This window comes from Nitrospinota bacterium (assembly GCA_027619975.1).
Classification (GTDB): Bacteria; Nitrospinota; Nitrospinia; order Nitrospinales; family VA-1; genus JADFGI01.
Window position 1 is genome coordinate 1 of sequence record JAQCGX010000033.1, and the last position, 23,348, is coordinate 23,348.

A 23,348-nucleotide genomic window follows, 5' to 3' on the forward strand; every position below is an offset into this window, starting at 1 on the left:
AGATGACCAGTGCTTATGCAAAGGTCTCCTTGCAAAGGAGGGGAATGTGAAAGGAAACCCCGTAGCAGAGCTACGAGGAATTCTTTTGATTAAAGAGGAGGCGGTGGAAGTATGGGCCGGCGAAGAGGTTGTTCATGAGACAGTTGCAATTCAACCTCAGAAAGCAAAAAGCTGGGAGTCACACTGGTTACCGGTAAAAATCCGGATTCCGCTCCACAAAAGCCATTGATCACCTGGTCATCATCGCCCGTTGCGATGACTTTACTGATCATCGAAAGTGGCGTCCCGACGAACTCGACCCCGCGGACAAGCTCTTCTCTTCCATCTTCCGGGTAAACTTTGTACAAATAAAGTGGCTTGCCTTTAAATACCTGGAAATTGGCAGATTCGGTTTGAGTTTCTCCCCCTTCGATTTTTTTTATAAAAAGGCCATAAGGTTTTTTTTGCTTTTGAACTTCTTCAATCAGCAACTGTTTCAATTTTTCAGAAGAGGCCATTTTTGTGGAATGAACAATCAGGTTGCCCATACGTGACATGGGGGCTTTGATTCCATCGCTTCTGGCATGTCCATTGGTCTTCTCCGAGCCCAAAACAGGAGACCGGGATAACAGAAAACTTTTCAAAATCCCCTGATCAATAAGAACGACTTCCTCGCCTTTTTGCCCTTCATCATCGAACATATAATGACCCGCCAGGTCAACACCATCCAACTGCTTTATTTGCGGATTATCCAGCACCGTCAGAAAAGGGGGTAATATCCTTTTACCGATTTTCTTCATAAAAGTTTTGCCGTCAGTGGCAATACGCAACCGGTCCCCTTCCAACCGATGACCCACCGCTTCGTGAATCAAAACTGCGGCGGCATCCGGGCTGAACAGTGCAGGTCCCACGTAGGTTTCAGCTTGCGAAGCCCCCTGCAACGCTTTAATACCTTGAATCAGCCGGGTAACTTTTTCTTCCAGCAAATCTTTTGAAGGAAAATTTTCCTGCTGGGTAAAAAATAAGGTTTCCTGGTCGTGGATGGGGCTTCCGTTCTCTGCCTTGGTTGACGCTTCGAGCGTTAATTGATAATTGATGGAGTCTGAACGAATTTTATTTCCCTCGGAATCGTAATAGTAGCGAACTGCCCGATCCGCATGAATTTTGACGCTTGATTTTTCGATTTCCGGAGCCTGTTTGAATAAAGCGGATGTCCTTCTAACGACATTCTCCCATTCCCGAATATTTGGGCTGAATTCGGGAGCGGGGGCGATCCGAACCACCGGGCTGTGGCCTTTTGAAAAGTCCGCCAATTCGTGTTTTTCAACCCCGCTGACAAACCGCCCCTTCTTTTTCATATAATTCATGATGGCCTGTTTGTAACGCAAATCCGTTTCGTACCATAAGGCCCTCTTCAGAGCATCAATATCATCATCAAGCGGGAGTAAATGTTTTACTTGATATTGGTGGCTTCCCGGTGTGGAGCTGTCAAATTTGGAGTCTCCCAACCGGACATCAACGAAAAGAGTGCGTTCCTGAAATTCATTCGAGTCAATCAAGGACCCGAAACTGCCAACAACTTTTACATGGTCATTGTGACGGATTTGATATTTGATAAAATAGGGAGGGTCAAAAATATCAATTTTTAAATGATTTAATGAGCGGTTCATTTCATCTTCCATTGCCTGAAAAATGATGGAGGACGTGGTATCCATGCAACGGGCAGTTGCGGGGATGCTTAACTGCCATAAAAACAAACCTAAAAGTAAAACCACAGTCCTCATATGATATGCAGTAGGTCGCATGGATTCCTCCACTTAATGAATGTCTTGGAATTATAACTAAAAAATGGCTATTTTAAATAATTTTCATTAAAAAGAGATTTTTACTTGACTCAATCAAGAACCCCTTCCGCAAAAATTGGATATTGCCTGGGGATTCCTATCTTAAGATAAAAATTCTTCCAAAACCATTAAATATATATCCAATATTTTGGAAAAATATAATATCATGTGAAGTTGGCGTTTTTAATTTCCTGAAGCAACGGACCCACCTTGCAGCACCCAGGAATCCATTTGAATTGGCATAAATAGGGAAATGTTCAATTTAAAGAGAACATTTCTTAAAAATTGCTCGCTAACCTATTGACAAAATTGACATCAGTCCATATATTTGGAGCTTTGTTTACTGGAATAAAACTATGAGTTTAAAAGCAATACTCCTTTCCGACATGAAGGAGGCAATGAAGGCAAAAGACAAGATTCGACTGAATACAATCCGCGGCCTGCATTCGGAGATAAGAAATCAGGAAATCGACATCAAAAAGGACCTTGATGACGAGGCAATCATCACCATCATTGCGAGCCAGATTAAAAAGAGAAAAGAGTCTATTACTCTGTTTGAAAAGGGTGACCGGTTCGATCTGAGCGAAATAGAGCAAAAAGAGATCGAGATTTTGCAAGTATATATGCCGGAGCAAGTGTCAGAAGAAGCTCTCAGGAATCGGGTACAAGAGGTGATCAAGGACCTGGGGGTTCAAAATCAGGGAGAGATGGGACGGATCATGAAAGTATTGGTCCCGGAGTTTAAAGGAAAAGCAGACAATAAATTGATTAAAGACCTGGTTGGTGAATACCTGGGGAATTAACACCCTTTTTATTCCCTCCATATAGGGCAAGAGCTTCAAGTCTCATTTAGAAAACATACATTAAAAGGGAAGTTTTTCCGCCGGAACACTATTCCATTTCTGAGAACAATATTAAACCCGGAAATGGAAGCGATTTCTTTCATCCCAGGATTGCCTTTTAAATAAATTGAAACACTTTATTCCTGAAAATATCATTGAAGAAATACGATCCCGCGCAGATATTGTCGAGATCGTCTCAGATGCCCTGTTGCTTAAAAAAAACGGGCAGAACTATAAAGGTCTTTGCCCGTTCCATTCGGAAAAAACACCTTCATTTACAGTGAGCCCTGAAAAACAGATTTACCACTGCTTTGGCTGTGGTGCTGGCGGCAATGTCTTCAAATTTTTGATGGAGACGCAAAGCATTCCGTTTGTGGAAGCGGTGAAAATACTGGCCTCCCGGACGAGTATTACCCTGCCCTCCCCCGAGCGGAGTAAAACGCAGGATAAAAAAGAGCAGGAGCGACAAGCATTATTGAAATTTAATCAACTGGCGGCGGAATATTTTACCGCCACATTGAATCACCCTCAAAAAGGGGAAAAAGCTCGTGAGTATCTAAAATCACGGCATATAAGCGAAGACAGTTTGGCTAAATATCAGATGGGGTGGGCCACCCAGAACTGGCAGGACCTGATAACTGCACTCGGAGGAACCAACCCGTCTTCCCTTCAGGAGATGGCCAAGGCTGGGTTGATTATCAAGAAAAATGACGGGTCGGACAAAGACTATTTCGACCGATTTCATGGCCGGGTCATGTTCCCGTTAAAAGACCTGTATGGAAATATTATTGGGTTTTGTGGCCGGGTCATTGATAAGGGCGAACCAAAATACATGAATTCGCCGGAAACACCGCTTTATGTAAAAGGGAAACACCTTTTTGGCATGGATTTAGCCAAAGCGGCCATTCGTAAAGAAAATCTGGCAATTCTGGTTGAAGGCCATTTGGACCAGGTTCGGGCTTATCAGCACGGGATCCACAACGTTGTAGCAACTTGCGGGACTGCATTGACTCCAGACCAAGCCGGTTTGATCAAAAACCACTCTCACAATGTGGTGTTGGTCTTCGATTCCGATGCAGCAGGAAAAAAGGCGGCACAAAAAGGGTTTGAAACTCTTTTGGAAGCCGATTTAATCACTAAAGTCGTCCAACTTCCGGACGGGCAAGATCCTGACTCTTTTATTCACGAGTTTGGCGGAGAAGCTTTTTTAAAACAAATTCAAAACGCAAAGCCCTATTTTGAATCTTATATTGATGAGATCATCGAAAAAGGCACGCTCCAGACGCCTTCGGGACGCATGGATGTGGTCAACAAGGTTCTTCCCCTGTTGAAGAAAATAAAAACTGATCTGGAAAGAAGTGAGTGGATAAAATATCTTTGGGAGAAGGTCGGTATTGATGACACCGCCTTGCGCAAAGAACTGAAAAAGGCTTTGACTCAAAATCAACCTAAACTTAATGTCCTGGAAACCCGCTCTTCCAAAAAAAACAGACCGGAGTTGTATTTGATTCATCTCATGTTGTCTGACCCGCAGGTGGCCCGGAAAATTTGTAGCCAGATTTCGATTGAGGAATTTATTGACCCGGATTTAAAGCAGGTTGGAGAGTATATCTATCAATTTATTGAAGCCGGACAACCGATTCAGATTTCCCCGTTACTGGATCAAATAGAAAACCCGGAAGTCAGAACCTTATTGACCCAGATAGGCCTTGAGCCTATTACCTTTGATGACACTGATCAGGGAGCCATCGACTGCATCAATGAGTTAAGAAAAGAAAATCTCGAACAGAAAATTAAAGAATTAAAACGAATGAGAAATGAAGCGGAAAAAGCCGGAAAATCGGAACAGTCCCGTGAGTTTCACAGTCAGCTTCAAAAAATACAGATTTCGTTAATTCAAGGATAAAAATTTCAATTAATTATACAGCTAATTGAGGAGAAACTTCGTCGATGCCCACCACCCATAAACTCACGAACGTTGCAGAAATCAACCAATTGATTTCTCATGGCAAGGAAAAGGGGTACCTGACCTATGAAGAAGTGAATGATGTACTTCCCCAGGACCTTGTGACTCCTGAACAAATCGATGACCTGATGCACCTGTTCGGGGAAAACGAGATCGATATCGTAGACAACCGGTTGAAGGGGGAAAAACTGCTCGCCGAAAAAGGCGATCAGGAAAAATCCGGCAATGGCGCCGATGAAGAAATCCACAGCGCAAAGGCCGATTCCGTATCCATCGACGACCCGGTACGCATGTACCTGCGTGAAATGGGTACCATCTCCCTTCTGACTCGAAAGGGTGAAGTAGACATCGCCAAGAGAATCGAAGCGGGTCAGCAGGAGGTTATTTCAGCCGTTGCCAACTGTTCGGTTACGGTGAATGAAATCATCGCACTGGGGGAAAAAGTAAAAAATGAGGAAGTCAGTGTTTTTAAAATCAGTACGGTGGCAGAACCCGAAGTAAAAAATGAAGACTTTGAGAAAAAAGAGACCAAAAAATTCCTCAAGAACATAAAGAATCTCAAAATCCAGGAACAGAAACTCCAGCGCATCCAAAAGGATAAAATGGCCTCAAGGATCTCCGAAAAAATGAAAGCCAAGCTGGACAAGGAAGAAAAAACCCAACAAAAATTGATGGAGCAAATCGTTTCAGAAATCAACCTGAGCGTGAATGTGATGGATAGAATCATTGAGAAAATCTACGAAATTGCCGGTCAGATTCGCTCCGCAGGAAGAGAGGAACGCAACCTGGAAAAACAATTGGGGGTCACTCTAGCCGAAATCAAAAAGCTGGCCAAAAACTGGACCAACCAAAAGAGCGTTAAAATAACCTCCGGAAAAGTCATCACCAAGATCCAATATGACAATCACCTGAAAGCGATGCAAAGCGGCCGAAAAAAAATCAAAAAAATCGAAAAGGAAACGGATACTCCGAAAGAGCATTTACTGATGACCGTCCGTTCCATTGCCCGTGGCCGGGTAAAAGACAAAACCGCGAAAAGAGAACTGGCAGAAGCCAATTTGCGTTTGGTCGTCAGTATTGCAAAAAAATACACCAACCGCGGACTCCAGTTTCTGGACTTGATCCAGGAAGGAAATATTGGACTGATGAAAGCCGTTGATAAGTTCGAATACCAGCGGGGCTATAAGTTCAGCACCTATGCTACCTGGTGGATCCGTCAGGCAATCACCCGCGCCATCGCAGACCAGGCCCGCACCATTCGTATTCCGGTGCACATGATTGAAACGATCAACAAGCTGATCCGGGTCTCCCGTCATCTGGTGCAGGAACTCGGCCGCGAACCCAGCCCGGAGGAAATCGCCGAAAAAATGAACCTGCCTGTGGATAAAGTCCGCAAGGTATTAAAAATCGCCAAGGAACCCATTTCCCTGGAGACCCCGATTGGCGAAGAAGAAAACAGTCATCTGGGAGACTTCATCGAAGATAAAAAGATTCTTTCTCCCATAGATGCCGTGGTCAAGAAAGACCTCAAGGAGCAAACGCTGAAAGTCCTGTCCACCCTTGCCGCACGGGAGGAAAAAGTTCTCAGAAAGCGTTTTGGCATCGGATTGGATTCGGAACACACGCTCGAAGAAGTGGGGCAGGATTTTTCCGTTACCCGTGAGCGAATCCGGCAGATAGAAGCCAAGGCACTGCGCAAATTGCGGCATCCCAGTCGCAGTAAAAAACTCCGCAGTTTTATAGAAGGATAAATAGTATCGGGCCTATAGCTCAGTTGGTAGAGCCCCCGGCTCATAACCGGTAGGTCGTAGGTTCGAATCCTGCTGGGCCCACTTTAAATATAAATGACTTACGGCTTCGGCTGTAAGTCATTTTTGTTTGTGGGGAGTGTTTGGGCCCTAAAATTGAATTCAAACCCCGCCGCCTATCACCGCATAGACCTCATACTTTAAAGCCAATTCCGATATCGGAACCTCCTCCCGCTACGTCGCTAAAGCAACTTTTGCCTTAAAACTTGCCGGATAATTCTTACGTGTCTTACTCATATCCATGACCCTCCTTTGATCATAAATCGTAGCTTAACACCCTGTCCGAATTTATGGGACCACCTCTACTCCCTTCCCTAACCGTACTCCGAAACTTTATCCCCCGCTGTTTTACCTGCATTTGACGGTCTCTTTTTCATGACTCTGTCTGAAAAACTGAAACATTAAAATTAACTCTTCCATCCCCTTGACACGCTGGCATTGCGATACTATTTATATAGCAGGAGAGGCAAACAACGAGGTCATGACCCATCTTGAAACTTTGTCCAGAATGAGAGGTATTAAAATGAAACTGACGACTTACAATCCAAATAAAAACCTTCAGAATTTTTTTAATGGCGATATGGAGCCGTTTTTCCCGAGGAACTTGATGGATTTCTTTGATCCTGAGACCGTTCGTGCGGTCCATCCAAGGGTGAATATTGTCGAAAATGAGAACGAGTTTCTTCTCACGGCTGAGGTTCCTGGAATGGTACAGGATGATATTAATGTGGAAATCAAGGAAGGCGTGCTGAGTCTTCGGGGAAGCGTAAAAGAGGAAAAAGAAACCAAGGAAGATAATTACCGTATTCGGGAGTTTCGTTCGCAGAATTTCGAGAGGAGCTTCCGCCTTGGCGATCAGGTAGACCCCGATAAAGTAGTCGCCAAATTGGAAAAAGGGATTCTCAGAGTTTCTCTTGGGAAGAAGGAAGTCGCAAAACCCAAGAGGGTGGAAATTAAAATCGGTTCCTGATTTCCGTTGATCGTCTGAACCGCTGGTTTGCCCCGCAAAAAGCCGGGCAAACCGGCATTTTTTTTCACAGTTACCGCCACCACCCTGCTGAAAAACTCCTAAATCCTCTGAATTTAAAAATTTTGCTTACTTCCATATAAAATATCGGGTAAATTACGTTATATTATATTAGGCGGTTTGTTGACATGACGGCGTTCCGTTTTCGTCCGTACCTACCGCCAGATCCATAAACTCATGAACTCTCTGACTATCCCTATAGTCTTGATTTTGCAGGAAGGGTGAAAATGAAATCCTTAGCTTCGATCAGCGAAAAAGATATCGACATCATCAAAATGGCTTTGAACGATTCCATTTCTGATATGAATACAGAACTCAAAGGCAATATCTCCGAAAAAAAACGGAATACCCTTTTTGAATACCACGCGAAATACACCCGTGTTTTTGACAAACTCAAACAAAATTCATCCCTGTATGCTTTGAATGAATCCGATCTGGATATTGTGGCCGGGGGATTGAATGACGCAATAGAATTGCTCGAGGAGCATTTAGCGGATGATCTTGACGAGGAAGAAAGGGAAGATATTCTCACCTATAAAAATGACTGCGATCGGTTGGTCGAAGTTCTATCCAGGTGAACTTTGACGGGCTCTATTTGAAGCTGAACGGGTTGTTGGAAGATGGACTCCCTTTCCCCAAATAAGACCCATCATCGAACGAAATTCATATAATACCCGTAATAAAACATCCAGCCAGTGACCCCGGTTCCCGCTATCATGCATAGAACCCAACTTTTTTTACTGTCACCTTTCATATTATTTTTATCTTCATACATAAACGCGGAGTGGAGTAACATTCCCATGGAAAAGGAAATCCCCAGAAACGATAAAAATAAGAAAAAAAACATGAACGGTGAAAATTCCACAGGCGCTCCTATAAAACGAACCCTGACTGCGCGATGCCGAGCATTTCCATCAACTTGGCAACACCTGCCACAATCCCCAGAATAACGGCAAGACCAAAAACCACCTGGCAGAGAACTGTCAATATCTCCCGCCTGGTTTTTTTCTGCCGCCAGACACTGATGGCCGCGGTGAGGGTCAATACGAGAATGGCTGAAATAATATAATAACGGAACGACATCAACAAATTTTATCAGGAATTTTTGCCAACGGGAAATAAATCAAGAGACCACTTCCACCCGAACGACATTTGTCCGGTTTGGAATATGGTAAGGAAGTCCGGCGGTGATGACCAGCCGGTCATTTTTCTTCACCAGACGCCGATCTTTCAGAACCCGGAACAACGCCTCCATATCCTCAAGAAAATCCTTATTTTTATCCATGAGCAATGAAATCGTGCCCCGTAGCAATGTCAACCGTCTGGCCCGATCCAAACTTGAGGTAAAAGCGAATATCGGCACCATCGGATTCGGAGCCGCCATCATCCGGGCCGTTCCCCCGCTTAAGGTAAATACGATAACAGCTTGCGCCTGAAGCAATTCCACCAGATGATTGGCTGTATGGGTGATCCCCATGGCAATAGATGTGTCTCCCCTTTCAGACGCATTCCAGCGCATGATCCGGGGGCTTTGCCTTTGGAAGGTTTCCGTCTTGATCGCCGTTTCGACCATTACCCTGACCGCCGCCACCGGGTGCTTGCCCATAGCCGTTTCGCCGGAAAGCATGACCGCATCGGCATAATACATGACGGAATTGGCAATATCTGAAACTTCTGCCCGAGTGGGCCTTGGGTTGGTTATCATCGATTCCAGCATCTGGGTGGCAACGATCACCGGTTTGCACATTCGGGCGCATTCCATTAAAATTTTCTGCTGAACCACAGGAACGTCCGCAAAAGGAATTTCCACCCCCAAATCGCCACGGGCCACCATCACCGCGTCTGTCGCCGCCACGATTTCTTCCAAATTTTGCACCGCCTGTTTCCGTTCGATCTTGGCAATGATCTCCGCATCCCCTCCTGACGTGCGGATCAGCCGTCGCAGTTGATCGATATCTTTTCCTCGACCCACAAATGACAGGGCCACGAAATCAACCCCGGCTTTCAAGCCGAATTGCAGATCCTTGCGGCTTTTGGGTGTCAGTGGGCTTGTGGTGAGAGAGGAATCCGGCAGATTCACACCCTTGTGATCGGACAAAGTCCCTCCGGCTTTCACAACCACCGTCACCCGATGCCCCGAAACTTTCTTTACTTCCACGCACAGATTGCCGTCGTTTAAAAACACCTGGTCGCCCGGCTTCACATCTTTGTGAAAACTCGCGTACTGGATAGGAATCAGAGTTTCTGAGCCAACCACTTTTTCGGTGGTGAACACCACTTCCTTGCCGTTCTTGAGTTCGATGGACCCGTCTTTAAATTTTCCCACACGGATCTTGGGCCCTTGAAGATCCAGAAGAATGCCGATGAAGGTTTTCAGTTCTTCCTCGGTTTCGCGTATCCAGTCGATCCATTGGCGAACGACTTCATGATCGCCGTGCGAGAGGTTGAGGCGAAATACGTTGACCCCCGTTTTAACCAGTTCTTTGATCTTGATTTTAGTGCCGCTGGCGGGTCCGAGGGTGGCGATGATTTTAGTCAGGCGAACGGTCATGAGTGTTTCTCCTGCTACGGTTCAAGGAAGGAAGGTCAGGGAATTTTGCGAAACGGGATGAGCAGTAAATTTAAAAGCGATACCTCCTCGGGTTTGCGGAAGGAATGAACGCCGATCACGATTTCCGGCTGAGGTCTCTTGGCGTTATGAATATAGGTGCCGAGCAGACGGTCCCATATTGACAGATTGAACCCGTAATTGGAATTAGTTTCGTTCGTCTCGATAGAGTGGTGAATGCGGTGCATATCCGGCGTCACGATCACATAGCGCAGAGCGTTGTCCAACCACAGGGGCAGGGCGATGTTGGAATGGGAGAACATGGCCATGCCATTGAGTATGGCCTCAAACACCAGCACCGCAAACGGCGTGGGACCGAGCGCCAGAATGATTCCAATCTTAAACAGCAGCGAGCCTAGAATTTCGACGGGGTGAAACCGCAAGCCAGATGAAACGTCCAGATCGAGATCGGAATGATGCACGATGTGAAACCGCCAAAAAAAAGGAATCATGTGCACCACCACATGCTGAACGTAAATCATGAAATCGAGAAACACCACGGTGATGGCAAGCTCCACCCCGGATGGGAGTTCCCAGTAGTTGAGCACCCCCCATCCTCTTTTCTGAACGAACTCAGCCGCGCCCACCGCCGCCGCACCAAACACCAGCCGCGCCAGAATAATGTCCAACCCGGTGATGCCGAGGTTGATACCCAATCGACGCGGCTTGGAGTCGACCAACGGATGCCGCCGGATAAATTGCTCCAGCGCCAACATCAGAATGAAGACTCCCAGGAAAATAGCGAAACGAATTTGATTCACGTCCATAGAGACATTTTAACTCAAGAAGCAGATGAGGGGAATTTATATGGCTGGTAAAAATCAGGTTAAAGGGTGTATCTCGGTCTGATTCGAGAGAGATACAAAGATAAAATCACTCCTCACATTCTACCCTCTGATCGAAGTTTTTGAAACAAAGCAGTCAATCGTTGGGTGAACAGTGTGGCGTCCACTTTTTTGAGGTGCGACCATTCGGGGCAGTCAAATCCACTCAACTCGGGATAGTCCTCAAAGTGAATACCCGGTGCGTTGGTGACTTCCAGAATCCGGTCCCAGGTATCAGTTCGCGGACTGTATTTGGTTTCAAGCTCCCGCAACTCCCCTGTCGATGGAAAACGCACAAACACCACCTTGCCGCCACGGGCGCGAATTTGTTCCACATGGCCCTTGGTTTTCTCCAGAATTTCATCGATCGTCTTTTGGTGTTGGGCACGATTTTCCAAATCCGTGGTTCCTGGCGGAGGAGGTGGAGGCGTGAATAGCGGAATCCAGATTTGCTGAATGCGTTTTTGCAGCTTGATATCTTTCTCTGCGATGTCGGTCATGCCTCCCTGCCGCTCGGCATCGACCTCATAGAAATACGGCGGTAACTCCGGCGGGACCTTGGCTTTTGCTCGATTCGGGATTTTCAACGACAGCAGGAGTTGGTTCAAAGTCAGGTCGTCCTGTTGTAGTAACGCCAGTTGCCCTTCCAGAAACATCCCCAGATGATGGCCCACCCGCTGGGTCGGGCTCCATTCACGGTAGCGCTTGAAGTGTTTTTTCGGGCTTTCCACCGGCGGACCGCCGGGAGCAAAAAACAGCCCCGGCACCACACCGACGATGACCGTTCCTTTGAATTCTGGATGATCGGCCAGGTCCTTAAGATAAGCCCCCGGATTGGTTCCAACAGTTGCCAGTTGCAGAGGCCGCTCGCCCATTGCTTTTTCGTACACATCCATATCAAAATCGAAAAGCGTGCGCGAAGCGCCGATCAATACCGTCCGGGTGGGGTCCTCATCGACCAGCACGCGGCGGCTGGCCCACAGATCCTCAGTGTCGTTCAAGGTTGGCTGATATCCCAGATGGCGGCAGTAAAGTTCCCATCCCAGGGTCAACGCCAGAGTGAACGCAAGACTGACCAGGGCGAGGCGCACCCAGTGGTGACGCGGAATGATCCGCTCCAACCTGAAGGTTTTAAAACTGGAAGTAGATGAAGGCATTGGCCCCTCCCTGCATCAGGATCAATCCACACAACATGATGACCCAGACGCTCACCACGAACGATGCGGAAAATTTTTCCATGGCATGCTCCAGGCGTTTCTCGTGCAAATACCAGTGCGAGCCAAGCAGTCCCACAACCACAATGGACACTTGGAGAATCTCGCGTGTCGATAAAAGTTGAGAGCCTTGGTCATAAAAACCGAAAAGAGAACGCATCAACAACCAAGCGGAAGAAAAATCAGCGGAGCGAAAGAAAACCCAGGCCAGGGAAACCAGAAAAAACGTGAGCAACCCCAGCCCCAATCGGCCCCATCGCTCTTTAGTCCAGGTGGCGCCACCGAAATGCTGCCGCAAAAAATGTTCCACCACCAGATAGAATCCATGCAGGATGCCCCAAGCGACGAACGTCCAGGATGCCCCATGCCAGAGGCCACCCAGAAACAGAGTGACCATGAGATTGATCCCGGTCCGCACATTGCCGAGCCGATTGCCGCCCAGTGGAATGTACAGATAATCCCTGAGCCAGGTGGACAGGGTCATGTGCCAGCGACGCCAGAAATCGGAAAAGCCAATCGCCGCGTAGGGAGAACGGAAATTGTCAGGAAGCACGAACCCCAGACACAGCGCCACGCCAATGGCGCAGGTGGAATAGCCTGCAAAATCGAAGAAAATCTGCGCTGAAAAAGCCAGAACGCCCATCCAGGCATCAAAATAATAAACCGCTCCAACGCCATGACCGAACACCGTATCCGTCGATGAGGAAAGCAGCCCGTCCGCCAGAACCACTTTCTGGAATATTCCCAAAGTAATGAAATACAGCCCCCAGCCAAACTGGTCGCGGGTGGCCCTTCGGGGTTTTTCGCATTGCGGGAGAAATTCCGTCGCCCGGACAATCGGCCCCGCAACAAGCTGAGGGAAGAATGTGACGTAAAGGGCGAAATCCAGAAACGACTGGCTGGCCCTGGCTCTGCGGAAATAGACATCCAGCGTGTAAGAAAGAGTTTGGAAGGTGTAAAACGAAATTCCTACAGGAAGGATGATGTCGGGTGAAGCGGCTTGATACTCAATGCCCGCCAGGTTCATCAGCTCGACAAAATTCTCCAGTAAAAATCCGCCGTACTTGAAAAACCCCAAAAGCCCTAAATTTCCCGTCAGGCTGATGGTCAATAACCATCGCCGCCTTCCTACCCTCTCTTCCTTTTCCAAAGCCCTGGCCACGTACCAATCTATTCCCGTTGAAATCCAGAGCAAAAGGACAAACGGGGGATTCCAGGCGGCATAAAAAATATAACTGGCGCTGAGTAATATGAGTTTTTGCAGGGGCCACGATCGGATCGTGGTGTGCAGCCCCAGGACAACCAAGAAAAAAACGATGAATGTGAGGGAATTGAATAACATCGTAAAATTTTAATGCCAGTGAGGATGAAAGTGTAAGGGCTGTTTTCACACTTCGACATACCCCTCTGGGGCATGAAGGCAATGGTAAAATACCACAAGCTCAGTGTGACAGTTGTGGGTAGCGAAAATAGTTTTTCAGCAACCTGCTAGTTCCTTTTAACCTTGTCCCGGCGCACGAGAATAATGGCTCCTACCGTCATCAGGCCGATGAACCAAAAGCCGGTAAAAAATATGGTCCACAAAAATACGATATTGAACCAATACTGATTCGGGGTGTAGTCAAAGGATATATGGATCAGGCCTCTGATTCTCTCCCTCTCGACCTCGGACGCACTCAAATATTGAGCGTAAAAGGGATGCGTTTTCTTTTCGGCAAACTCTTTCTGATCCTCTCTGGGCAGTCGAATGAATTTAGCAACGTCCCGGCTCTGTTTATTAAAAAATATGCGCATTTCCCGAATTTCTTTAGTCTCGGGAGGATTGGTGGCGACATAATACATAGCAATCGAGGTGGACAGAATAAGGGCGAGCCAGAAGGATATCCGTCTATACAGATTTTCTTTTTTTTCATCTCGAAACTCTTCGGTCTCTCCTGGTTCCATACCTGAACAATCTCCTTGACTGATATCAATTTTATTTTGGAAAATATTATACCTAATTTTCTAGCATGATTATGCCTGTTGTTCAACTGTCAGCCGCACTTCAACCTCGAAACCCTGAGAGCGAAATCCCGTCACCGCCGTGTTATGATTAATGAATATGGAATCCCCGCGTCCAATTGGTTACCTCAATCTATTGAAAACCCATCGCCCCTTCCGTAACCTCTGGTACGGTCAGGTGGTCTCGGAACTCGGCGACTGGCTGAACAGCATCGCCATCTATTCCCTGATACTGCAACTCAGCGGGTCCGGAATGGCGGTGGCAACCGCGATGATGGCAAAACTGCTGCCCATCTTTTTTGTCAGTCCCATAGCGGGGGTCGTCATCGACCGCACCAGTCGTAAAGGCGTCATGATTCTTAGCGACGTGTTACGGTTCTTCATCGTTCTTGGTTTTTTATTTGTGGACGATAAAGGCGACCTTTGGCTGGTTTATACCCTGGTGGTCCTGGAAATTTCCATGGCCGGTTTTTTTGAACCGGCCCGCAGCGCCATCATTCCTTCTCTCATCCCCCGACAACACTTAGTGTCGGCCAACGCCCTGAGCGGCTCCACCTGGTCGGTCATGCTGGCGTTTGGCGCCGCCCTCGGAGGGCTGGTGGTGGCTTTTTTTGGAATCCAGACAGCGTTCGTTCTCGATGCCTTCACTTTCCTGATTTCTGCCTGGTTCATTTCCAGAATCCCCAACAGTCCGAAAAAGACCGCTAAAGAAACAGAGGAGAATGACCAGGGCGGCTATAAAAATTTTGTTGAGGGGATACGGTACCTGCGTTCTCAACCCATTATTTTAGCCTTCGCACTGTTAAAATCAGGATTGTCTGTCTCTGGCGGCGTCATGACGCTGATCCCCTTATACGCAAACAAATTATTGACCAGTCCTTCGGCGGTATCCCTATGGATCGGCATCATGTATTTTTCCCGGGGATTGGGAGCGGCTATTGGCCCGGTTCTGGTGAGATGGCTTTTCGGCGATTCATCCAGGGTCCTGCAATCCGCTATTTCCGTTGGCTTTTTCATGGGAGCGGCCTCTTTCCTGTTTTTGGCGAACTCGGACTCTCTTATAGGAGCGTCAGTGAGCATAGGATTGGCTACATTATTCGGATCGATCGTCTGGGTATACAGTTCCTCCTTGATCCATTTAGAAGCCGAGGAACGCTTTCTAGGGCGAATTTTCAGTATGGAAATGGGGTTCCTGACTCTCTTCATGGGAATCAGCAACTGGGCGGTTGGCTATGCGGTCGATAACCTGGAACTTACTCTGGGGACGGTTGCCCTCTGGATGGCCGGTCTGTTTTTGGTTCCGGGTTTCTTATGGGCAGGATTCCTGCTGTTTGCGCATGACAGACTCAAACAGGGAAAATGCGTGACGTCAGTTTGCCCTGTCGATCCGAGCGGTTTTAATCCGGTTCCGGCCACCACTCGCCGTGGGGACGGCTTGTTGACCAGGCTCCGGCCTGGAGCGGATTAGCGACCAGCGTGATGCTGGACCTGATATTAACCTGCACGGAAAGGATATCACAAGCGTTTGCCGCGAATTTGCTCCAGCCCTGGGCTGGCCGCGGAGGAGTCAACTCCTGATGAAATGGTCGGCAATTGAAATGCCAATATCGAAATGGTGTTTGATGGATTGCGCGTCATCCCGGTCGTCAGCCAGTCGGTAGGCATTGTGGACGGCCTGCTCCATTCCCAAGGCATGCAGGACCGCCACGGAAACCAAACTGGACGACAAGTCCATGGACTCGGAAAATCCGACCACCATCTCCTGCATCCTGGCTTTGCCGGAGTCGTTTAACCCCCGGTATTTTTCCACCAGATTGACTATGTTTTCTTCCCCGTACATATTGGAATATCCCGACCCGATGGCAGGTAAATGATAAAGATGAAGAATTTCCTCATCCAGCGAGTCCGATGTTTCCGTCATACCCACACCTCCGGCGACGAACCCAAGGAATGAAATGCAATCCGATGCCCTGCGCTTTCACGAAAACCTTTTTTCTTGCCAACGAAGAAATTATTCATCAAGACTCACTTGGCTTTTGATTCAGCCAGTAGGTTTCAAACTCTTTCATGTAGGATAGCTTGGTAAAATCTTCCATGCGGTCGATAAAAACAATTCCATTCAAATGGTCTATCTCATGCTGAAGAACGATCGCCAAAAAATCCCTGGCCTCGACAACGGTCTTTTCCCCCTTACGATTAAAGGCCTCCACCGTCACTTCTGTTGACCGGGGAACCAGCCCACGAAAATCAATCAGACTCAAACAACTCTCCCAACCCATTGCTTTTTCCTCACTGTAATGGGTGATCACGGGATTGATCAGAACCGTCAACGGAATATCCTCTCGATCGGGATATCTATTATTGTCCTCGGCTTCAATAATGATGAGTTGAAGAGACCGGGACACCTGGGGCGCTGCCAGCCCAACGCCTCCTTCTTCGTGCATGGTTTCCACCATGTCATCAATCAAAATCTGAATGTCACATTCAGGATCATTCAGCGCTTTTAAATTCACAGGTTGGGCGACCTGACGCAGCACAGGATTTCCCAACCTTGCAATTTCAAGTTTGGCCATGATTTATATTTCCAATTTTTAACGAATTAAATTAAGGGCATCTCTAAAAATTAGTTTATTACAGGAAATCGAACACTGTACAAGGATTTCTTATATTGGTGGCACGGGCGACCTATCCTTAAATTTAAGGGCAGGTCGCCTGTCCCACTGAAACAAAGCCATCTCCTTAAGTTGACGATTAGGAGCATTTAGTCAATTTTTAGAGATACCCTTAAAAAAAAAGTCACTCGACTTTTCCACATGTTATCCACATTTTCAATTTAAGGAGATTTATAAATTGATGCAATGATTTCCTCGCTATAGAACAGCTTATTTTAGCATAGACGGACTTACCAAGGCTTTAAAACTGGATTTCCGCGTGTGCCAAAAAATTTTTTCCGGTTTTTTTAATTGACTTTTAATACGGGGTTTTTGATAATGCTCTCGCCGGTACACTAATTAAGAAAGGAGGGGATGATCATTGACTAAAGACGAATTGATCACCAGTATAATCAAAAGTTGTAAAGATGATAATCTATCTAAAAGGTTGGCAGGTGATATTGTCGATGCAGCTTTCGATAACATGTCCAAAGCAATTAAAAAAGACAAACGGTTTGCGTATCCTGGTTTTGGAACTTTCACAGTAAGAAATCGGAAAGCCCGGAAAGGGAGGAACCCGCAAACGGGAGAGGAAATCAAAATTAAAGCCAGTAAGACTGTTGGCTTTAAACCCGCCCCTACATTGAAAAGCTCTCTATAACTAGTTGTTTTAAAAGAGCAAAGCATCAAAAGAAACCGCCTCCATCCGGGGGCGGTTTTTTTTATGATCTCACTCGTTAAGGAGTCATGAGTTTATATGTGAGCTGTCTGGCCTTCAGATCATCAGATAACCGGGTCGCATCCTTCTCCGTCGTAAACGCTCCAACCAAGACTCTGAACTTGGGATTCAAAAATTCTTTTTCGCTGAAGGTAAACAATAATGGAGACAAGCCCAAGGACCTCAGGTTAAGCATCAAACTCTCTGCTTCATTTTCATGGTCATACTCTCCCATCAAAAACGCATAAGGTTTTTTTACAGGAATCGCATGCTTGGAAATATCATGCTTTCTAAGTTCCGAGATCAGTTCGTGCGCTAAATCCAGACTCGCAAAACGGCCCACGTAAACCCGGTAAATTTTTCTATTTCTGGAAATATTTACCGGCGCAGAATAAGCATTGAAGCCCAACTTTCTCATCTCATTGACGGCCTGGGTGGCCATGGGATAATCCATATGGCTGGAAGCATGGATGGTAAATGCAACGGCGAGGTTTCGGTCCTTTGAAAAAATTTCTTCGCTCGGCGTTGCCGACACATCGGGGGAAGCTTCTGGTCTTTCCAGGTACTAGTTTACTTTAAATTTTTCCTTAAGAATTTTCCAGGCCCCGTTCTCCTAGACAATGCCTACATCCTTGCGTCCATAGCTTTCCATTGTCCCGGAGGAAAAACTTTGGCCGAATGAGACCATCGGCTGTCCGCCCATTAACACCAATGAAGCCTGTTTGATGCCAAGCTTGATATTTTTATGACGAGCGAACATCCTTTTTTTCAGGAATCTTAAATTCGCAATGTCCTCGGAAAATGAGTCAGTGGTTTGATCCGCTAACAAGGCCAGATGTTGCTCCAGATCCCCGTTTTCCCAACTTGTTTTCCATTTCTGGAGCATTTCAAAGATCATCTTTTTTTCCTCTTCACTTTCCAGGGGAAGGGGAATTTCCTGCGTCATCACACTCAAGGCTCCATCTTCCATGGAGGGCAGTTTGTTCTGAATGATCTTCCATTCCTGTTGCTGACTCAGAAGAATTTGCTCGGCCAGGTTGGAATCAATCTCTTCCAGTCTTTTCTCGAGGTTTTCCAGATTGATCTGACTACCCGCTTTCAGCCCATTCATATTTCCATACAAAAAGCTTTCAGGGTTATCCATCCAAATAGCGGCGGCGACACGAGCACCGTTGGTTGAAAAGGTATTTAGTTTACTTGCTATGGAGAGCAGATTTTCTCCCTGGGCCAGCCCATAGCTCAGCTCAGTCGAGGGGCTCTCCTTTTGGCGGATCAGTTCAGGTGGAGCCGGGGATTCAATATCCGTAGAGACTGGAGAATCTAAAGGTCCCTTTGCTACTGTTTTCGTGGCGGCTTTGATATCTTCCTCACTAGGAGGTTGAGACGGGTCCATGGAAGGCATGCGGGGGATGGAAACCGGGGGTGAAATCCAGGTTGCACCTGGAAAGTAAGAATCCTCACCTCTATTGCCCTTGATATGAGCAGGAGGTTTTGCCATCCATGAGGGTGCATTGACCCGAGAACTCTTGGAAAACCCGGTCTTCTCAGACACATCAGGAGGACCCGTTTCGGAATCACCCTCAGCACCTTCAAGTTCTTTGTCTATTGCTTGAGAGTTCGATGCTTCGACTGCGGCTTCTCCTCCATTCAACGAATCCACCTTTTTTATGGAAGGGGGGTCTTCAGAAGATTGCCTTTCTTTGCCAATGACGTTAAGAGCCAGACTTTGTTTGAAGTCCACAGTGATCAAATATGGCTCTAGCAACACCCCGCCTTTAAAAGTTCCACGAACGACCAAATGGAAAGAAGGAAAAAACAAAGGCCTTCTTGAAATCACCCGAACTGTTTTCCGCCGACCTTCAGTTCCAGCAGGTTGCTCTATAACCAGATCGTCAATGATCAACGGGCGGTCGATATCAAGACGGCGGTAATCATTAACATCTCCCAGCTGAACCTGAAGCTCCCCCTCCTCTTCAAGGATCACATCCTGTTCGGCATCAAACCGTTCCCCGAATTTACTATGGATATCTATTCCACCGAATGAAAAAGCCAAGGCATCGGGCGCCTTGCCAACCAGGGTCATCACCGCAATCAAAATAACGAAGTTAAAGATTCTTAGTATCAATTCAGCACCCTTGATCTTCAAAAATATGAAAACAGTTTTGCAAAAGAATCAGGCTTAAAAAAAGTGTCGATGATAATAAGGGAGTTGTGTTTTCCTAGTTTTTCTGTTTTCCGTTTTTTTTCATTTGCTTTATTTCCGCATGCTCAAAATCCCGAAAGGCGCCTCGATTTGCTTTCTCGGGGTTCCTTGTCTTCCTGTGGTAATCATTGGTGACCCAGTTTTTTTCTATGTAATGACAGGCTCGGCATTCATGAGTTTTTTTGAAGTAGGGGCTTTTATAATTGTTTCTGATCGACTCCATGTGATCGGCGGGATCGAAGGTTTTATGGACGTGACAACTTTGGCAATACTCATTTATAACTTTATTGTTTTCTACAGAAGCAAATTTTCCCTGAAAAGCATCTTCAATGCGCCGTTCAGCGCATCCTGCTGTAAAAAAAATCAGCGCGGCCAAAATAATCCAGAAAAAAACGACCCGATAATTTTTCACCCCCATTGGGCGTGTGCAAGCATCTCGACATTGTGGCGGGAAATATTTTTTTTTAACTTTTAACGGCATTACAAACCAATGGATGATTAAAAAAAAGGAGGAACTGGAAAGTTAACGAATTTTGCCAAAATGGAAAATCCACAAAAACATCGAAGGCTTTGGTTAGCGCCTATCTATTGCGCCGGGTAATATCTTATATCGAGCATTTTTCATCATCAAAAAACGCCTCGCCTTTCTGTTATATCGACTGAGCCCGGATCATTTCGTATCGGTGGATCACTTTTCGAGAATAGCCTTCAGGCCGGTAGCCTTTTCTCAAGTATCGGGCTAATTTGGTAGGGCCGTGATTATACGCTTCCAGAGCCAAATGAAGATCGCCAAACCGTTTCACCAGTTTGTCCAGATAATACGCGCCCAATGCGATATTGGCTCCGGGGTCATACAAGGTGGGATTGCCGTTCCATTCTCTACTGGTTTCTCTGGCCATCGCAATCGCTGTTTTAGGCAGAATCTGCATCAATCCCAAGGCCCCCTGCCGGGACCTAGCCCAATTATTAAAGGAACTTTCAGTGATGATGACGGCCGTTAAAAACAACGGATCATAACCATACTTTTTGCTCTCATGAATTATCACCGCAGGAATTGTATCTCTGAACCCTCGCCCCAGCCCCGTTTTGTAATTGGCAAGAACCTTGACAATCTGATCCCGCACCTCATCACCTGATAGAAATTCATCAGATGCTGAAGAATTCTGGTTTTGCAGAAAAACCCGTTCTTCCCATTGGCCGGCTGCAATATAATACGGGGACAATCCCGGAACAGGGTGGGTGGCATTTTCCATAAAAAATCCTGCACAGAATATGGCGAGGACTCCAGCGAAAATGGCGGTGCAGGTCTTGGAAAATTTCATCTTAAAATTTCGAAAATAAGTCATTTTATATAATACCATAACATCATAAAACCCCTATCCGTTTTGGCCGAAATTTAAGAACGCCGATTATAGTTCAGAGCCCCTTGCTTGTCAATCAACTATCAAATTGGAAAACAAGGGATTAGCTTAAATTAGATAAACATATTTAGACAGGAATAGGTTGATATATTAAAAAAAAATGACCTATAATGGAAGACTTCCCTAAGCTAAGGAAAAACAAGTCGTTATGAAAATTGTTTGCCCCGAATGCCAAGCCGCCTACGAAATAGACATTCCTGAATCTCCAGTAAAGGATGTATCGGCAAAATGTGCTGTTTGCAATAGCAAATTTCTTGTCAGGAAGGGGTCCTCGACGCAAACCCGCCACACCCACAAAACCATGTCGGGTCCGCCCCTGGCTCACATAGATTCCGCATCGGATACAGACCCTGATGATGATTTTCTTTTTGGGTTACAGGAAGATTTTTCTGAACTTTATTCTGACCATGAAGATAATTCTTCCGAAGATGAAAAAACCCTCGATGACTATCTGGATAAACTTCTGGAAGAAGAATTGGAAGAGCCAACCCATCAAGCTATTGCCAAACCTGCAGAGCAGATTGAAGTAGATTCTACAAACTTTGAAATGCCTTCCGAAGAGGAACTGGATGACCTGTTTGATTCTATTATCACTGAAGAGATCAAAACTGAAGACCCTCAGGAAAATCCCAAAGCTTCCACTGTCTCTGTTCAGACTGACCTTTCCGAAGATGATTTGGATGCCCTCTTCGATGACATTATTAACGACATGGACTCCACTGAATCGGGAGATGCCGTAGAAGGTATCGATAAAAATGAAACCGTATTAACAGATCCCGATTTATTATTCGAAGAAAAGGATGAGGCATCTGAAACGGAAACAGAAGGATCAGATGTTGCTATCCCGGCAATTTATTCCGCGAAGGTAACAAATCAGGAAGATCTTTTGGAAGACATTCCTGCTGAGGAAAAAAATTCAAACCAGATCGACCCGGAAGAAGATTTGGAGATCGCATCCGATGCCAGCGTACCTGAAACTTCTGAACCTGCTGTTATAGATTCCGATGATGAAGAAAACGATGTCGAAGCGCAAGCGGAAGCCGACATCGAACAAATATCGGAGGAAAAAGATTCCCCGTCGCTGGCCGAGGCATTCGCCGATCAGGAGGCGACCGAAGCACCGGCAACCGACGCAAAAGAAGAAACCGCTCAGGAGCCGGAAGAAGAGAAAAGCGATGACGACTTGTGGGCTGAAGCCTTCGCCGATCAGGAGGCAACCGAAGCACCGGCAACCGACGCAAAAGAAGAAACCGCTCAGGAGCCGGAAGAAGAGAAAAGCGATGACGACTTGTGGGCTGAAGCCTTCGCCGATCAGGAGGCAACCGAAGCACCGGCAACCGACGTAAAAGAAGAAACCGCTCAGGAGCCGCAAGCCGAAACTGCCCTTGATGAAGAGCCCAATGAGAAAAACGCTATTCCTGAGCTAGAGTACGATGATGCGGATGATGATAAAGAGGAGGTAGATGCTGAGGAAGAAGACCCGTATGCAGAATACGATGACGACGAGGAAGACTTTTCTCCACCTCCAAAGAAAAAGTCGGGCATCTTCAGTCTGCCTTCTACACTGACGGGGAAATTGGTTTTAGGGAGCGGCGTCCTGGCAGTTTTACTGACAGGAGGGGGCATTTATTTTACCTTGCAAACCCTTGCCCCTCCTGAACTGACACAAATGGGGAAAACCGAATCTGAGATCCCTGATGGCTTAAAATCTAAACAGGTTGAGGAAACACCCACTGGCCAACAAAATGACTCTGGAAACGCAACATCCGCAACCGACCAGCAGGTACCTGCATTGGCTTCAGAGCCTGCATCCCCGGCGAACCCGGAAAAGGCTCCAGACATCACCCAGGCATTGGCGAAGACCAATAATCCTCTTGATGTGGCAATGAGTTCGGATGTTTCTGAAGGTCTTGTAGCCAGCTTTGCTCCAAGCAATCACGCCGTAGAGTTGACCGCAATCCTGCCCGTGGCTTATAACGTGAACGACATTAGGGTCCTGAGTTTCAGTCTGGAGGTGGAGATGTCAGATGAGGAAAGCGCTCAAGTCGTTCGGGAGGCGTTGCCTGTGTTTGAGAAAATCACCCTCACCACTATAGAACAGCTTTTGGAAAAAGAATTCTTCAACGACATCCTTTACGTACAGGAAAAATTAAAGAAAAACCTGCAAACCAATTTCAACAAAACTCTGACCGGAGGGGGCCGAGTCAAAAAAATCAACTTCAAGGAATTCACTATTCAGTAA

At 46.6% G+C, this 23,348-nt stretch carries 21 protein-coding genes and 1 tRNA gene; 9 read left to right on the plus strand and 13 right to left on the minus strand.

The window, feature by feature from the left end:
* Positions 1 to 89 precede the first annotated feature (89 nt).
* Positions 90 to 1,784: a TldD/PmbA family protein gene (locus O3C58_11375; protein MDA0692454.1), complete on the minus strand. Its 1,695-nt coding sequence runs from the start codon at positions 1,782 to 1,784 to the stop codon at positions 90 to 92.
* Between the two features lie 395 nt (positions 1,785 to 2,179).
* Between O3C58_11375 and O3C58_11380 the strand changes: the two genes are divergently transcribed.
* From O3C58_11380 to O3C58_11405, 6 genes are all read left to right on the plus strand, one after another.
* Positions 2,180 to 2,626: a GatB/YqeY domain-containing protein gene (locus tag O3C58_11380; protein ID MDA0692455.1), complete on the plus strand. Its 447-nt coding sequence runs from the start codon at positions 2,180 to 2,182 to the stop codon at positions 2,624 to 2,626.
* Between the two features lie 166 nt (positions 2,627 to 2,792).
* Complete coding sequence (gene dnaG, locus O3C58_11385; protein MDA0692456.1) at positions 2,793 to 4,571, plus strand: DNA primase; 1,779 nt, start codon at positions 2,793 to 2,795, stop codon at positions 4,569 to 4,571.
* 44 nt (positions 4,572 to 4,615) lie between these two features.
* Positions 4,616 to 6,382 carry an RNA polymerase sigma factor RpoD gene (gene rpoD / locus O3C58_11390; protein MDA0692457.1) on the plus strand — a complete coding sequence of 589 codons (1,767 nt, stop codon included), beginning with the start codon at positions 4,616 to 4,618 and terminating at the stop codon, positions 6,380 to 6,382.
* 8 nt (positions 6,383 to 6,390) lie between these two features.
* A tRNA-Ile gene (locus tag O3C58_11395) sits at positions 6,391 to 6,463 on the plus strand.
* Between the two features lie 499 nt (positions 6,464 to 6,962).
* Positions 6,963 to 7,409: an Hsp20/alpha crystallin family protein gene (locus O3C58_11400; protein ID MDA0692458.1), complete on the plus strand. Its 447-nt coding sequence runs from the start codon at positions 6,963 to 6,965 to the stop codon at positions 7,407 to 7,409.
* 284 nt (positions 7,410 to 7,693) lie between these two features.
* Positions 7,694 to 8,044, plus strand: a complete 351-nt coding sequence (locus O3C58_11405) for a hypothetical protein (GenBank protein ID MDA0692459.1) — start codon at positions 7,694 to 7,696, stop codon at positions 8,042 to 8,044.
* A gap of 295 nt (positions 8,045 to 8,339) precedes the next feature.
* On the opposite strand, the gene O3C58_11410 is transcribed toward O3C58_11405, so the two are convergent.
* From O3C58_11410 to O3C58_11435, 6 genes are all read right to left on the minus strand, one after another.
* Positions 8,340 to 8,549, minus strand: coding sequence for a hypothetical protein (locus O3C58_11410; protein MDA0692460.1), 210 nt, complete (start codon positions 8,547 to 8,549; stop codon positions 8,340 to 8,342).
* A 40-nt stretch (positions 8,550 to 8,589) separates the two neighbouring features.
* Positions 8,590 to 10,017, minus strand: a complete 1,428-nt coding sequence (pyk, locus tag O3C58_11415) for a pyruvate kinase (GenBank protein MDA0692461.1) — start codon at positions 10,015 to 10,017, stop codon at positions 8,590 to 8,592.
* Between the two features lie 35 nt (positions 10,018 to 10,052).
* A complete protein-coding gene (locus O3C58_11420; protein MDA0692462.1) occupies positions 10,053 to 10,841 on the minus strand; it encodes a sterol desaturase family protein in 789 nt (262 codons plus the stop codon).
* Positions 10,842 to 10,954: 113 nt separating this feature from the next.
* On the minus strand, positions 10,955 to 12,055 hold the full coding sequence (locus tag O3C58_11425) for a hypothetical protein (GenBank protein MDA0692463.1): 1,101 nt from the start codon (positions 12,053 to 12,055) through the stop codon (positions 10,955 to 10,957).
* Entirely contained in the window at positions 12,030 to 13,454 is a 1,425-nt protein-coding gene (locus O3C58_11430) for an MBOAT family protein (GenBank protein ID MDA0692464.1), read from the minus strand. Before O3C58_11430 ends, O3C58_11425 begins: the two co-directional genes overlap by 26 nt.
* Positions 13,455 to 13,600: 146 nt before the next feature.
* Positions 13,601 to 14,056 (minus strand): hypothetical protein, encoded by a 456-nt coding sequence (locus O3C58_11435; GenBank protein MDA0692465.1) that lies wholly within the window; start codon positions 14,054 to 14,056, stop codon positions 13,601 to 13,603.
* A gap of 157 nt (positions 14,057 to 14,213) precedes the next feature.
* Between O3C58_11435 and O3C58_11440 the strand changes: the two genes are divergently transcribed.
* Positions 14,214 to 15,581, plus strand: a complete 1,368-nt coding sequence (locus O3C58_11440; GenBank protein ID MDA0692466.1) for an MFS transporter — start codon at positions 14,214 to 14,216, stop codon at positions 15,579 to 15,581.
* A 99-nt stretch (positions 15,582 to 15,680) separates the two neighbouring features.
* Here O3C58_11440 and O3C58_11445 read toward each other — a convergent pair whose 3' ends face one another.
* The gene (locus O3C58_11445) at positions 15,681 to 16,034 is read right to left on the minus strand and encodes a hypothetical protein (GenBank protein MDA0692467.1); all 354 of its coding nucleotides are present in this window, start codon (positions 16,032 to 16,034) and stop codon (positions 15,681 to 15,683) included.
* Positions 16,035 to 16,131: 97 nt separating this feature from the next.
* Positions 16,132 to 16,686, minus strand: a complete 555-nt coding sequence (gene def / locus O3C58_11450; protein MDA0692468.1) for a peptide deformylase — start codon at positions 16,684 to 16,686, stop codon at positions 16,132 to 16,134.
* 460 nt (positions 16,687 to 17,146) lie between these two features.
* Here def and O3C58_11455 point away from each other — a divergent pair, with 460 nt between their 5' ends.
* On the plus strand, positions 17,147 to 17,425 hold the full coding sequence (locus O3C58_11455; protein MDA0692469.1) for an HU family DNA-binding protein: 279 nt from the start codon (positions 17,147 to 17,149) through the stop codon (positions 17,423 to 17,425).
* 76 nt (positions 17,426 to 17,501) lie between these two features.
* On the opposite strand, the gene O3C58_11460 is transcribed toward O3C58_11455, so the two are convergent.
* The 4 genes from O3C58_11460 to O3C58_11475 form a co-directional block, all read right to left on the minus strand.
* On the minus strand, positions 17,502 to 18,017 hold the full coding sequence (locus O3C58_11460; GenBank protein ID MDA0692470.1) for an SPOR domain-containing protein: 516 nt from the start codon (positions 18,015 to 18,017) through the stop codon (positions 17,502 to 17,504).
* A 78-nt stretch (positions 18,018 to 18,095) separates the two neighbouring features.
* The gene (locus tag O3C58_11465; GenBank protein MDA0692471.1) at positions 18,096 to 19,607 is read right to left on the minus strand and encodes a hypothetical protein; all 1,512 of its coding nucleotides are present in this window, start codon (positions 19,605 to 19,607) and stop codon (positions 18,096 to 18,098) included.
* Positions 19,608 to 19,701: 94 nt separating this feature from the next.
* A complete protein-coding gene (locus O3C58_11470) occupies positions 19,702 to 20,103 on the minus strand; it encodes a hypothetical protein (protein ID MDA0692472.1) in 402 nt (133 codons plus the stop codon).
* Positions 20,104 to 20,335: 232 nt separating this feature from the next.
* The gene (locus tag O3C58_11475) at positions 20,336 to 21,007 is read right to left on the minus strand and encodes a lytic transglycosylase domain-containing protein (protein MDA0692473.1); all 672 of its coding nucleotides are present in this window, start codon (positions 21,005 to 21,007) and stop codon (positions 20,336 to 20,338) included.
* Between the two features lie 247 nt (positions 21,008 to 21,254).
* Here O3C58_11475 and O3C58_11480 point away from each other — a divergent pair, with 247 nt between their 5' ends.
* On the plus strand, positions 21,255 to 23,348 hold the full coding sequence (locus tag O3C58_11480; protein ID MDA0692474.1) for a hypothetical protein: 2,094 nt from the start codon (positions 21,255 to 21,257) through the stop codon (positions 23,346 to 23,348).

Coding starts and splice junctions, on each gene's coding strand:
- O3C58_11375 (MDA0692454.1), bottom strand. CDS start 1,784: ATGCGACCTACTGCATATCATATGAGGACTGTGGTTTTACTTTTAGGT.
- O3C58_11380 (MDA0692455.1), top strand. CDS start 2,180: ATGAGTTTAAAAGCAATACTCCTTTCCGACATGAAGGAGGCAATGAAG.
- rpoD (MDA0692457.1), top strand. CDS start 4,616: ATGCCCACCACCCATAAACTCACGAACGTTGCAGAAATCAACCAATTG.
- O3C58_11400 (MDA0692458.1), top strand. CDS start 6,963: ATGAAACTGACGACTTACAATCCAAATAAAAACCTTCAGAATTTTTTT.
- O3C58_11405 (MDA0692459.1), top strand. CDS start 7,694: ATGAAATCCTTAGCTTCGATCAGCGAAAAAGATATCGACATCATCAAA.
- O3C58_11410 (MDA0692460.1), bottom strand. CDS start 8,549: ATGTCGTTCCGTTATTATATTATTTCAGCCATTCTCGTATTGACCCTC.
- pyk (MDA0692461.1), bottom strand. CDS start 10,017: ATGACCGTTCGCCTGACTAAAATCATCGCCACCCTCGGACCCGCCAGC.
- O3C58_11420 (MDA0692462.1), bottom strand. CDS start 10,841: ATGGACGTGAATCAAATTCGTTTCGCTATTTTCCTGGGAGTCTTCATT.
- O3C58_11425 (MDA0692463.1), bottom strand. CDS start 12,055: ATGCCTTCATCTACTTCCAGTTTTAAAACCTTCAGGTTGGAGCGGATC.
- O3C58_11430 (MDA0692464.1), bottom strand. CDS start 13,454: ATGTTATTCAATTCCCTCACATTCATCGTTTTTTTCTTGGTTGTCCTG.
- O3C58_11435 (MDA0692465.1), bottom strand. CDS start 14,056: ATGGAACCAGGAGAGACCGAAGAGTTTCGAGATGAAAAAAAAGAAAAT.
- O3C58_11440 (MDA0692466.1), top strand. CDS start 14,214: ATGGAATCCCCGCGTCCAATTGGTTACCTCAATCTATTGAAAACCCAT.
- O3C58_11445 (MDA0692467.1), bottom strand. CDS start 16,034: ATGACGGAAACATCGGACTCGCTGGATGAGGAAATTCTTCATCTTTAT.
- def (MDA0692468.1), bottom strand. CDS start 16,686: ATGGCCAAACTTGAAATTGCAAGGTTGGGAAATCCTGTGCTGCGTCAG.
- O3C58_11470 (MDA0692472.1), bottom strand. CDS start 20,103: ATGGGGGTGAAAAATTATCGGGTCGTTTTTTTCTGGATTATTTTGGCC.
- O3C58_11475 (MDA0692473.1), bottom strand. CDS start 21,007: ATGAAATTTTCCAAGACCTGCACCGCCATTTTCGCTGGAGTCCTCGCC.
- O3C58_11480 (MDA0692474.1), top strand. CDS start 21,255: ATGAAAATTGTTTGCCCCGAATGCCAAGCCGCCTACGAAATAGACATT.